The sequence below is a fragment of the Arthrobacter sp. Ms25 genome (assembly GCF_059090365.1).
Window position 1 is genome coordinate 571,307 of sequence record NZ_JBNHFP010000002.1, and the last position, 11,488, is coordinate 582,794.

Sequence of the window (11,488 nt, forward strand, 5' to 3'; positions counted from 1 at the left end):
ATTCCCCGGGCCACAGTGACTAAGATCGCACTTTCCTACTCACCCAGCAGGGCACGCCGCAGCGTATCCAGGCCGACGGAGCCCAACTGCAGGGCCCGGGTGTGGAACGCTTTCTGGTCGAAGGCGTCGCCTTCGCGGCTGCGGACCTCGTCGCGGATCTGCTCCCAGAGCCGCTGGCCCAGCTTGTAGGACGGGGCCTGGCCCGGCCAGCCGAGGTAGCGGGTGAACTCGAAGTTCAGCTGTCCCTCACTGATCGACAGGTTCTGCTTCAGGAACTCGTAGCCCTTATCGGCGGTCCAGGTTCCTTCGCCCCACCGTTCGGGGATCTGCAGTTCCAGGTGGACGCCGATATCGAAGACCACCCGTGCGGCACGCATCCGCTGCGCATCGAGCATGCCCATCCGGTCGCCCGGATCGCTGAGGTAGCCCAGCTGCTCCATCAGCCGTTCGGCGTACAGCGCCCAGCCCTCTCCGTGGCCGGACACCCAGCACACGTTGCGCCGCCAGTCGTTGAGGAGACCGCGTGCCGCCGTCGCCGTCGCGATCTGCAGATGATGGCCGGGAACACCCTCGTGGTAGACGGTGGTGGTCTCCTGCCAGGTGGTGAAGGTGTCTTCACCGGCGGGTACGGACCACCACATGCGGCCCGGGCGGGAGAAATCATCGCTCGGACCGGTGTAGTAGATGCCGCCTTCCTGGGTGGGGGCGATCATGCACTCGATCCGGCGCATCGGTTCGCTGATGTCGAAGTGGGACCCGGCGAGGTCCTCCACGGCGCGGTCCGCCAGGTTCTGCATCCAGGCCTGCAGCTCGTCGGTGCCGTGCAGCTGGCGGGCCGGATCCTCGTCCAGGATCCGCATGGCTTCGGCCACGGTCGCACCGGGACGGATCTGTTCCGCGACGGCTTCCTGCTCGGCGATGATGCGGTCCAGCTCCTCCACACCCCACTGGTACGTCTCTTCCAGGTCCACGGCGGACCCGAGGAACCGGCGGGACATGAGCGCGTAGCGTTCGGCGCCCACGGCATCCGCGGCGGGAGCGGCCGGAAGCAGTTCCTGCTCCAGGAAAGAGGCAAGGTTCGCATAGGCGCGGCGGGCGGCTTCGGCGCCGGTCCGCAGGTCGGCGCGGAGTGCTTCGGGCAGCTCGCCGCCGCCGGGCAGGGAGGCGTTGGCGGCCAGGGCGTCAAAGAAGCCGCCGTCCTCTGCATACGCGGAAGCCTGTTCCACGACAATCTTCACCTGCCGGCGGGCAGCCACAAGTCCGCGTTCGATGCCGCTGCGCAGGCTGGTGATGTAGCCGGCGACGGCGTCATCCACGTTGTTCAGGCGGCCCGCAATATGGTGCCACTGCTCTTCGGTGTCCGTGGGCATCAGGTCGAAGATGCTGCGGATGCCCTGGGCAGGGGAGGCGATGTTGTTCAGCTCTGCCAGGTCCCAGCCGGATTCATGGATTTCCAGGTCCAGGCCGAGGCGTTCGCGCATCGCGTCCAGTGTCACGCGGTCGACGTCGTCGGTCGGTTCCAGTCCGTCCAGCCGGCCCAGTGTCTCCCGGGCGGCTTCGGCGAAGGATTCCATGCCGGCAGGCGAATAGTCGCCGTACTCCGACTCCCGCCCCGGGATGCCCAGGGATGTCGCGAAGGACGGGTCCAGCTGCAGGAGCGTAGCGGTGAAGGCATCGGCAACGGCGTCGATGGCGGTGGGCTGGCGCACCGGGGCACTGCCGGCAGCGGCGGGTACGGGTGCTGAGGAAGGAGTCTGTTGGGTCACAAAGGTAGCCTAACCGCTTGGTGGCCCGGGGGCTGTTTATGACTAGCGGTAGCTCCGCCGCCAGGAACCGGGCCCGGGTTTCGGGTCCAGCCGCAGATTCCGCCGGCGCACCCAGGCTCGGTGCACCGGCCGGGCGGGCGGCAACGGTGCGCCCTGCGCTTCCAGTGCGGCGACGACGGCGGTCAACGCCGCCAGCTCCTCCTCCGTCGGATTGCCGGCGACGACGGAAAGCAAAGCGTCGGAAGCCGGTTCACTGTCCTCATGTCCGGTGCTCACAGCGGCATGTTCCCGTGTTTCTTGGCGGGCAGCGAGGCGCGCTTGTCCCGCAGCGCCCGCAGGCCGCGGATCAGCTGCAGCCGGGTCTCCGACGGCGCAATGACGGCGTCCACGTAGCCGAGTTCGGCCGCCTGGTAGGGGTTGAGCAGCTCGTCTTCATACTGCTCGATGTATTGGCGCCGCACGTCCTCGACGTCGCCGCCGCCGTCGGCCGCTGCCTTGAGCGGGGCACGGTAGAGGATGTTCACCGCGCCCTGGGCGCCCATGACGCCGATCTGTGCCGTGGGCCAGGCGAGGTTGATGTCCGCGCCGAGCTTCTTGGAGCCCATCACGATGTACGCGCCCCCGTACGCCTTGCGGGTAATGACCGTCAGCTTGGGGACGGTGGCCTCGGCGTAGGCGTAGAGCAGCTTGGCGCCGCGGCGGATGATGCCCTGGAATTCCTGGTCCTTGCCCGGTAGGAAGCCCGGCACGTCCACGAAGGTCAGGATCGGGATATTGAAGGCGTCGCAGTTCCGGACAAACCGGGCGGCCTTCTCGGAGGCGGCGATGTCCAGGGTTCCGGCGAACTGCATGGGCTGGTTGGCCACGATGCCCACGGTGTGGCCCTCCATCCGGCCGTAGCCGATGATGACGTTCGGCGCATACAGGCCCTGCATTTCCAAGAAATGCCCGTCATCCAGGACGGTCTCGATGACGGTGCGGATGTCGTAAGGCTGGTTCGCCGAGTCCGGGATCAGCTCATCCAGGGCCTCGTCGGCCGCCGTGGGCTCGGGGGCGGAGTCGAATGCCGCCAGCGGTGCTTCGGCCAGGTTGTTCGAGGGCAGGAAGTCGAGCAGTTCGCGGACGAACTCGATGGCGTCTTCTTCATCAGAGGCGAGATAGGCGGAGGTGCCCGTGTTCGTGTTGTGCTGCCGGGCGCCGCCGAGGGTCTCCATGTCCACGTCTTCACCCGTGACCGTCTTGATGACATCGGGTCCGGTGATGAACATGTGCGAGGTCTTGTCCACCATCACCACATAGTCGGTCAGCGCGGGGGAGTAGGCGGCACCGCCGGCGGACGGGCCCATGATGAGTGAGATCTGGGGGACGACGCCGGAGGCATGGACATTGTTGCGGAAGATATCGGCGAACATCGCCAGTGAGGCGACGCCCTCCTGGATGCGGGCCCCGCCGCCGTCGAGGATGCCGATCACCGGGCAGCCGTTGCGCAGTGCGAATTCCTGCACCTTGACGATCTTCTCGCCGTTGACCTGGCTCAGCGAGCCTCCGTACACCGTGAAATCCTGGCTGTAGACGGCCACCGGACGCCCGTCGACGGTGGCGTAGCCGGACACGAGCCCGTCGCCGAGGGGCTTTTTCTTCTCCATGCCGAACGCGGTGGAGCGGTGCACCGCAAGGGCGTCGAACTCGACGAAGGAACCGGCGTCCACGAGCAGTTCGATGCGCTCGCGTGCCGTGTGCTTGCCGCGGGCATGCTGCTTCTCCACCGCGGCAGCGCCGGAGGGCATCTCGGCGGCGGCCCGGCGGCGCCGGAACTCGGCAATCTTGCCGGCCGTCGTATGCAGGGACAGGTCCTGGTCGATGCTCAAAGGGGCCTCCGGGTGCTTCAGTCGAGACGCTGCACCGCCTCCGGAACGGGAAGCAGGGCAGGCGTTAAGTAGGTTCCGCACAAAAATCGTGACGGTTTATCCAGTCTAGTGAGCCGGACCGGAGGGACTGAGTGTAGAAAACCTACAATTTCGTTCCCTGCCGGTTGGTCCGGCTCCCGGCGGCAGGCACCCTGCGGTGCGATGTTACTGCCTAGTAACATCGACGTGAGGTGCATTACCCTGTGGCTATGAGCATCCCGAACAGCACCCCGGAAACAGCGCCACGGTCCCTCGCCGGACGCACCATCCTGATGTCCGGCGGAAGCCGCGGCATCGGCCTGGCCATAGCCCTGCGCGCGGCAGCGGACGGCGCGAACATTGCCATGCTGGCCAAGACGGCGCAGCCGCACCCCAAGCTGGAAGGAACGGTCTACACCGCGGCGGAGCAACTGGAGGCCGCCGGCGGCAAGGCCCTGCCGATCATCGGCGACGTGCGCCGCGACGAAGATGTTGCCCGCGCCGTCGAAACCACCCTGGAGCAGTTCGGCGGGATCGACATTGTCCTGAACAACGCCTCCGCCATCGACCTCTCCGGCACCGACGCCGTCACGATGAAGAGCTACGACCTGATGGCGGACATCAACACGCGCGGCACGTTCATGCTGTCCAAGTTCTCCCTGGATGCCCTGCGCCGCTCCGGCAACGGACACATCCTCACCCTGTCCCCGCCCTTGAACCTCGATCCCAAGTGGGCCGGCGGCTACCTCGCGTACACGATGGCCAAGTACGGCATGTCCCTCACCACGCTCGGCCTCGCCGAGGAACTGAAGAACGACGGCGTGTCCGTCAACTCGCTCTGGCCGGTGACCGGGATCAACACCGCGGCCATCCGCAACATGCCCGGGGGCGACAGGCTTGCCGCCGCCTCCCGCAGCGCGGACATCATGGCGGATGCCGCACACGCAATCCTCACCCGTCCCAGCGGCCGGTCCACCGGCAACTTCTACACGGATGAAGAGGTGCTCCGCGAGGAAGGGATCACGGATTTCAGCCGGTATGCGCCCGGGGTTCCGGCGGACAAGCTCATGCCCGACTTTTTCCTCTGACCGCTGCTGCAGGACCGCGGGCGAAGGGAATGTCAGGGCGCCCGCGTAAGATCGGAAGAATGCAACTGCACTACTCCAGCATGGAAAGACCGGCCCTGGATCCGGCCCGCCTGAGGGCGGCGCTGGTGGCACCCAACGGCCCCTTCGCTGCGCTGGACGTAGTGACGGAGACCGGATCCACCAATACCGACCTGGCGGAGGCCGCACGGCTGCGCCCTTCAGAGGTTCCGGACCTCAGCGTCCTGACCGCCGAGCTGCAGACCGCCGGCCGCGGCCGGATGGAGCGCAGCTGGGTGGCGCCGGAGCGTTCCTCGCTGTTCGTCAGTGTGCTCCTGCGTCCCGAAAACGCGGCCGGGCGGCCCCTGCCCACGAACTCCTACGGGTGGCTGTCGCTGCTGGCGGCCCTGGCCCTGGCCGAAAGCGTTGCCGCACGCACCGGCGTCGAGGCCCGGCTGAAGTGGCCGAACGACGTCATGGTGGACGGCAGGAAACTGGCCGGCGTGCTGGCGCAGCTGGTTCCTTCCTCCGACGGGCCCCCGGCCGTAGTGGTCGGCGCCGGCTTGAATGTCAGCCTGACCGATGAAGACCTGCCCGTGCCTACCGCCACCAGCCTGCTGATGGAGTACGCCTCCACTACCGACCGCAACATTCTGCTGCAGGACTACCTGCTGGCGCTGGCCGCCCGGTACCGGGCATTCTGCTCCGTGGACGGAGACCCCGAGGCAGTGCCGGACGGAAAGAAGGACGCGCTGCGGGACGAGGTCGCCGCGCGCCTCGGCACCCTGGGCCTCCGCGTCAGCGCGCAGCTGCCCGGCGGCGCCGTGATCACCGGGCGTGCCGTGGCGCTGGCGCCCACCGGTGCACTGGTTATCGTCGACGACTCCGGCAACGCGCACACCGTCAGCGCCGCCGATGTCGTGCACCTGCGCCCCGAGCAGCCGTGAGGACCGCACCGGCCGTTCCGCGGGGAGGCGCTCCGTGCGCCTGAGACTTTCTCCCGGCGAGCACATCATTGCCGCCGGCCGCCCGCATGCCCGTTCCCTCTGGAAGCCGCTGACGCTGGCGGGAATCACGGGAGCGTTGGCCGGTTACGCCATCGGCTGGCTGGGACGGGACTCCCTGCCCGGACAACTGGGCGAGTGGAGCCCTTACCTGCAGCCGGCGGTCGTGGGACTGGCACTGCTGGTGCTGGCCCGCTACTGCCTGCCCCCGGTTCTTCGCTGGCTTGCGGGCCGCATCATCCTCACCGACCGGCGGCTTATCCGGCGGCAGGGAGTGCTGGTGCGCCGCGAGCACGAGATAGCGTTGGCTGCCATCTACCAGTTGGAAATCCGGCAGTCCGTGACGGACCGGATGCAGCGCAGCGGAACCCTCATCCTCGACCTGGGTCACGGGCGGATTATGCAGTATCCGGCCGTGCCGGAGGTGCACAGGTTCCGCTCCGTCGTGGTGTCGGCCATCGGGCAGCTGCCGCTGACGGCCATGTTCGATGGTGTAGATATGGAAACAGACAGGGGATACGACTACGAAGGGAGGGACCATGACTGATGCCGGCCACGGCGGGTCCGGACCCGCGAGCCACCCGGAACCGATGACCCAGCCAATCCGGCCGGTGCCGGTGAGGCGTCCCGACTACTCGCGCGCCAGCACAGGCACCGAGATTGACCGCGAAGATGTCCGCAAACTCGAGGCCCAGCTGCTGGGAGGACCGCGGACGCTCCGGCGCCGTGAAGCCGCTGCCGAAGCCGGCGTGTCCCTGCTGTCCGCGCGCAAGCTCTGGCGGGCCATGGGTTTTCCGAACCTCGACGACGATGCCGTGTTCTTCACCGAACAGGATCGCGAGGCATTGAGTACCGTGATCGAACTGGTGCGCGATGAACAGCTCACCGAGGACGCGGCGATTTCCATCATGCGGTCCATCGGGCAGATGACGGACCGGATGGTGGTGTGGCAGGTTGAAGCGCTGGTGGAGGAAATGGTGGTCCGCCGCGGAATCACCGATGCCGAAGCCCGCAAGCGGCTGGTTGAAGCCCTTCCCGGCCTCATCGAACCGCTCGAAAAAACCCTCGTGTACGCCTGGAAGCGCCAGCTGAATGCGGCCGTCCAGCGCCTGGCCCTGCGGGCCGAGGCCGGTTTGGCCAGCCATGACGATGCCGCCACCGACGACGCGCCGCTGCCGCTGGCACGCGCCGTCGGTTTTGCCGACCTGGTTTCCTACACAAGCCTCTCCCGGCAGATGAACGAGAAGACGCTGGCCCAGATGGTGCAGCGCTTCGAGCACAAGTGCGCGGAAATCATCTCGGTGGGCGGCGGCCGGCTGGTCAAGACCATCGGTGACGAAGTCCTGTTCAATGCCGAAACCCCCGAAGCGGGGGCGGAGATTTCCCTCGCCCTGGCCAAGGCATTCACGGAGGATGAGCTGCTGCCCTCGGCACGGGTGTCCCTGGTCTGGGGCCGGGTGCTCTCCCGCCTGGGCGATATCTACGGTCCCACCGTGAACCTTGCCTCCCGGCTGACCTCCCTGTCCGAACCGGGCACTGTCCTGACCGACGCCTCCACCGCCGCCGCACTGAAGGACAACCCGAGATTCGTGCTGATCCCGCACCGGCCACGTAATGTCCGGGGCTTCGGGGAAATCCATCCCGTAACCCTGGCCCGGGGGACCGGATCCGGCCTCGTGCTCGACTAACGCTTTATAGTTACGCCGGGCTCCCGACACCGTTTTCGCCCTCATGGGCAGTCGGCGGCGATTCCGGGGGACAGCGAAGATCGAAGCGCCGCCCGGCGCCTGAGCCGGGCGGGCCGACGTCGGTTAGGGTATGAAAGAGAAATGCGTAAGCCAGATCACTTAGGGATCCTGCCGGATAGGGCGTGAATGAACTCCGACGAAACGACATCTCCGGATGCTGACCTGCATGCCGTGTTTGGGTACGCCTCCGACCGGGGACTGCGACGCGAATTGAATGAAGACTCACTCATCGCTGCCGAGCCGATCTTCGCCGTTGCCGACGGCATGGGCGGGCATGAAGCAGGCGAGGTGGCCAGCAGCATCTGCGTCCGCACCCTGGGGGATTCCCCGATTGTGGGGAAGCATCTGCCGGAGTTTTCGGTCGAGCAGCTGGAGGCATTGATCCAGGAGTCGGACCGCCGCATCCGTGAAGCCACCGGCGGACGTGCCGGCACTACGCTGAGCGGCGCCGTCCTGGTGCGTGAAGGGGGTAAACCCCACTGGCTGGTGTTCAACGTGGGCGATTCCCGTACCTACCGGCTGAGCTCGGGAGCCTTGGCGCAGGTCACCGTGGACCACAGCGAGGTGCGGGAGCTGGTGGACCTCGGCCAGATCACCGCTGACGAGGCGCTGGTGCACCCCCGCCGCCACGTGGTCACCCGCGCACTGGGGACGGGCAACGATGCAGAGGCGGACTTCTGGCTGCTCCCCGTGGAGCCGGGAGATCGGCTCATGGTGTGTTCCGACGGGCTGACCGGGGAGGTCAGCGACAGCCAGATTCTCCAGGTCCTCGCCTCTGTGCCGAATCCGCAGGACGCCTGCGCGGCTCTGGTCCAGGCCGCGCTGCGCTCGGGCGGACGGGACAACATTACAGTTTTGGTAGTCGACGTCGATGGCGCCGCCGACGGCCACGGATCCGACGCGGTCACCCTGACGGGTACATCGGCGGACCTCACCGACTCAGCCGAATAAGCTTGAGGAATACAACCAGCACCACAGAAGGAGCCGCAATGAGTACCAACCCGGATATGGAAGAGCGCCTACTGAGCGATTGGAGCCGCCGCCTGACCCAGGCGCTGCAGATCCTGGATCTGGAAGTGGACCACAAAATGCTCGTGGAACTGGGCGAAAAGTCTGCGCAGACCGTCACCGGCAACGCCGGGGTCATCAGTGCCTTTGTGGTCGGCTACGCGGCCGGACTCACCACCACCAGCGGGCGCAAGGCAGCGGACGAGGCAGTTCAGAAGGCTGCGGACACTGCCTTTCAGCTGGCCGAGACCGGTCTGGAAGGACCGGACAATCCGGGATGGAAGGGTTCTGCCCAGTAACGGCAGGAACAGACGCACTGTCACCGGCCGCCGATAGGCGCAGGTGAACGAAGGGGAGGCCAGGACCGAAGTCCTGGCCTCCCCTTCTGTCTATGCCGCTGCGGTTAGGCGTTCACCGTCGCCCGGCGCATTTTGTCCTCAGGTCCGTTGGTCGGCTGCGCGGCCGGCTCGACCCGGACGACGACGGCCTTGGACACCGGGGTGTTGCTGCCCTCGGCAACGTGGTCCAGCGGTACCAGCACGTTGGCTTCGGGGTAGTACGCCGCCACACAGCCCTTGGGCGTGGGGTAGGAGACTACCCGGAAGTTACGCACTACGCGCTCGACGCCGTCGTGGTGGACGCCGTGGATGTCGATGTACTGGCCGTCCGCCAGGCCCAGCTCCTCGATGTCACCGGAGTTCATGAACAGCACGTGGCGGCCGCCCTTGATCCCGCGGTAGCGGTCATTGTGCCCGTAGATCGTGGTGTTCCACTGGTCATGGGAACGCAGGCTCTGCAGCAGCAGGGTACCTTCGGGGCGCTTGACCGCTTCCAGGTCGTTGACGGTCAGGATGGCCTTGCCCGTGGGGGTGTTGAAGGTCCGGGAATCCCGCGGGCCGTTGGGCAGCACGAAACCGCCTTCGTGGCGGATCCGCTCGTTGTAGTTCTCGCAGCCTTCCACGACCCGGGAAATGTGGTCCCGGATCAGGTCATAGTCCTTCTCGTAACCGGCCCAGTCGGCGTCGATCCGGTCGCCGATAACCAGCGCACCGAGACGGGCAATCACTGCCGGTTCCGAGAGCAGGTTCTTCGATACCGGTTCCACCCCGCCGTGCGAGGCATGGACCACACATACGGTGTCCTCTACGGAGACGAACTGCCGTCCGGTTTCCTGGACGTCGATTTCCGTACGGCCCAGGACCGGAAGGATCAGCGCTTCCTTGCCGGTGACCAGGTGGGACCGGTTGAGCTTGATGGACATCTGCACGGTCATGTCCGTCTTTTCCATGGCGGCCTCGGCGAACTGGGTGTCCGAGATGGCGGAGATCAGGTTGCCGCCGAGTGCCATGAAGAACTTGATCCGGCCGTCCTGCATCCGGTAGAAGGTTTCCACGGCGTCTGCCCCGTGGTCGCGGGGCGGATCGAAGTTGAACTCCTTGCCCAGCGAATCCAGGAACGCCGGCGGCATCTGTTCCCAGATGCCCATGGTGCGGTCACCCTGGACGTTGCTGTGCCCGCGGATCGGTGCGGCGCCGGCGCCCGGCTTGCCGATGTTGCCGCGCAGCAGCAGGAGGTTGATGATCTCCTTGATCGTGGCAACGCCCTTTTTCTGCTGGGTGATGCCCATGGCCCAGGTGATGATGACCTTTTCGGCCCGAAGGTAGCGGTCGGCCAGTTCATCGATTTCCTCGGCACGCAGGCCGGTTGCTTCCAGCACCTCGTCGTCGTCGACCAGCAGCAGGTGTTCCTTCAGATCCGCGAGGCCCTCGCAGTGCTTCTCCAGGAAATCGTGGTCCAGGACCGTTCCCGGGTTCTTGTCTTCGGCTTCGAAGACCCGCTTGGAAATCGCCTGGAGCAGGGCCATGTCCCCGCCGAGCCGGATCTGCAGGAACTGGTCCGCAATCTCGGTGCCCTTGCCCGCGACGCCGCGGGGCTTCTGCGGGTTCTTGTAGCGCTTCAGCCCGGCCTCCGGGAGCGGATTCACGGCGACGATGTTGCCGCCGTTGCGCTTGCACTCTTCCAGCGCGGTCAGCATGCGCGGGTGGTTGGTGCCCGGGTTCTGGCCCATGAGGATGATCAGGTCCGCCTGGGCGAAGTCCTCGTAGGCCACCGTGGCCTTGCCGATACCGATAGTCTGGCCCATGCCCCAGCCCGAGGACTCGTGGCACATGTTGGAGCAGTCCGGCAGGTTGTTCGTACCGAAGGCGCGGATGAACAGCTGGTACAGGAACGCTGCTTCGTTGGAGGTACGCCCACTGGTATAGAACGCAGCTTCGTGCGGGGAGTCCAGTGCCTTAAGCCGGTCAGCCACGATGCCGAGGGCTTCATCCCAGCCCACGGGACGGTAGTGGTCCTCGCCGGCGGGCTTGTACAGCGGCTCAGTGAGCCGGCCCTGCATGCCCATCCAGTACTCGCTGCGTCCACGCAGCTCCGTAAGACTGTGTTCGGCCCAGAACTCCGAGGGAATGACTACCGGCGTGGCTTCCCACGTGACGGCCTTGACGCCTTCCTCGCAGTATTCGAACGGGCTGCGGTCCTTCGGATCCGGCCACGCACAGCTGGGGCAGTCGAACCCGTGCTTTTGGTTCATGCGGAAGGTGGTCCCCAGAGCACGGGAGAGTCCCATGTGCTCAATGGCCGGCTTCATGGAGTGGTAAACGGCGGGGACGCCCGCTGCCCAATCCTTCGGCTTTCCCTTGACCTCTATATCGCTCTCATTGACTTCTTTAACGCGGGGTTCTTTCCTGGCCACGCCGGCACTTCCCTTCATCGCTTAGCTGCAGGTCTGCCGCGGGCGGCGACTGCTTCTCTGGCAGTTTATCTGCATACAGGCCTAACAGTCAGGGCGCACCGCCGCAAGCGCTGCGACAGCCGGCCGCAGTTCCACAGGGGCTCAAGGGCGGGGATACCCCGGGGGCGGGCCCGGCGTCGTCGTCCGGCGCCCGCTCCGATGCACCGCTCCCACAACCGCACGCTATGCGGCAAGATTGG

10 protein-coding genes are annotated in these 11,488 nt (G+C 66.3%); 6 read left to right on the top strand and 4 right to left on the bottom strand.

Annotated elements, in window-relative coordinates:
• Positions 1-35: 35 nt before the first annotated feature.
• From AC5RT8_RS07145 to AC5RT8_RS07155, 3 genes are all read right to left on the bottom strand, one after another.
• The gene (locus AC5RT8_RS07145) at positions 36-1,709 is read right to left on the bottom strand and encodes a DUF885 domain-containing protein (protein WP_494095193.1); all 1,674 of its coding nucleotides are present in this window, start codon (positions 1,707-1,709) and stop codon (positions 36-38) included.
• A 99-nt stretch (positions 1,710-1,808) separates the two neighbouring features.
• Positions 1,809-2,042, bottom strand: a complete 234-nt coding sequence (locus tag AC5RT8_RS07150) for an acyl-CoA carboxylase epsilon subunit (RefSeq protein WP_494095014.1) — start codon at positions 2,040-2,042, stop codon at positions 1,809-1,811.
• Positions 2,039-3,634 (bottom strand): acyl-CoA carboxylase subunit beta, encoded by a 1,596-nt coding sequence (locus AC5RT8_RS07155; RefSeq protein WP_494095015.1) that lies wholly within the window; start codon positions 3,632-3,634, stop codon positions 2,039-2,041. The genes AC5RT8_RS07150 and AC5RT8_RS07155 overlap by 4 nt, the downstream gene beginning before the upstream one ends.
• Positions 3,635-3,882: 248 nt before the next feature.
• Between AC5RT8_RS07155 and AC5RT8_RS07160 the strand changes: the two genes are divergently transcribed.
• The 6 genes from AC5RT8_RS07160 (at position 3,883) to AC5RT8_RS07185 (ending at position 8,796) form a co-directional block, all read left to right on the top strand.
• Positions 3,883-4,740 carry an SDR family oxidoreductase gene (locus AC5RT8_RS07160; RefSeq protein ID WP_494095016.1) on the top strand — a complete coding sequence of 286 codons (858 nt, stop codon included), beginning with the start codon at positions 3,883-3,885 and terminating at the stop codon, positions 4,738-4,740.
• Positions 4,741-4,799: 59 nt separating this feature from the next.
• Positions 4,800-5,684 carry a biotin--[acetyl-CoA-carboxylase] ligase gene (locus AC5RT8_RS07165; RefSeq protein WP_494095017.1) on the top strand — a complete coding sequence of 295 codons (885 nt, stop codon included), beginning with the start codon at positions 4,800-4,802 and terminating at the stop codon, positions 5,682-5,684.
• A gap of 34 nt (positions 5,685-5,718) precedes the next feature.
• A complete protein-coding gene (locus tag AC5RT8_RS07170; protein WP_494095018.1) occupies positions 5,719-6,288 on the top strand; it encodes a PH domain-containing protein in 570 nt (189 codons plus the stop codon).
• Positions 6,281-7,429, top strand: coding sequence for an adenylate/guanylate cyclase domain-containing protein (locus AC5RT8_RS07175; RefSeq protein WP_494095019.1), 1,149 nt, complete (start codon positions 6,281-6,283; stop codon positions 7,427-7,429). The genes AC5RT8_RS07170 and AC5RT8_RS07175 overlap by 8 nt, the downstream gene beginning before the upstream one ends.
• Positions 7,430-7,615: 186 nt before the next feature.
• Positions 7,616-8,440, top strand: coding sequence for a PP2C family protein-serine/threonine phosphatase (locus tag AC5RT8_RS07180; RefSeq protein ID WP_494095020.1), 825 nt, complete (start codon positions 7,616-7,618; stop codon positions 8,438-8,440).
• A gap of 38 nt (positions 8,441-8,478) precedes the next feature.
• On the top strand, positions 8,479-8,796 hold the full coding sequence (locus tag AC5RT8_RS07185) for a DUF6457 domain-containing protein (protein ID WP_494095021.1): 318 nt from the start codon (positions 8,479-8,481) through the stop codon (positions 8,794-8,796).
• 104 nt (positions 8,797-8,900) lie between these two features.
• Here AC5RT8_RS07185 and AC5RT8_RS07190 read toward each other — a convergent pair whose 3' ends face one another.
• Entirely contained in the window at positions 8,901-11,249 is a 2,349-nt protein-coding gene (locus tag AC5RT8_RS07190) for an FdhF/YdeP family oxidoreductase (protein ID WP_494095022.1), read from the bottom strand.
• Positions 11,250-11,488: the final 239 nt, after the last annotated feature.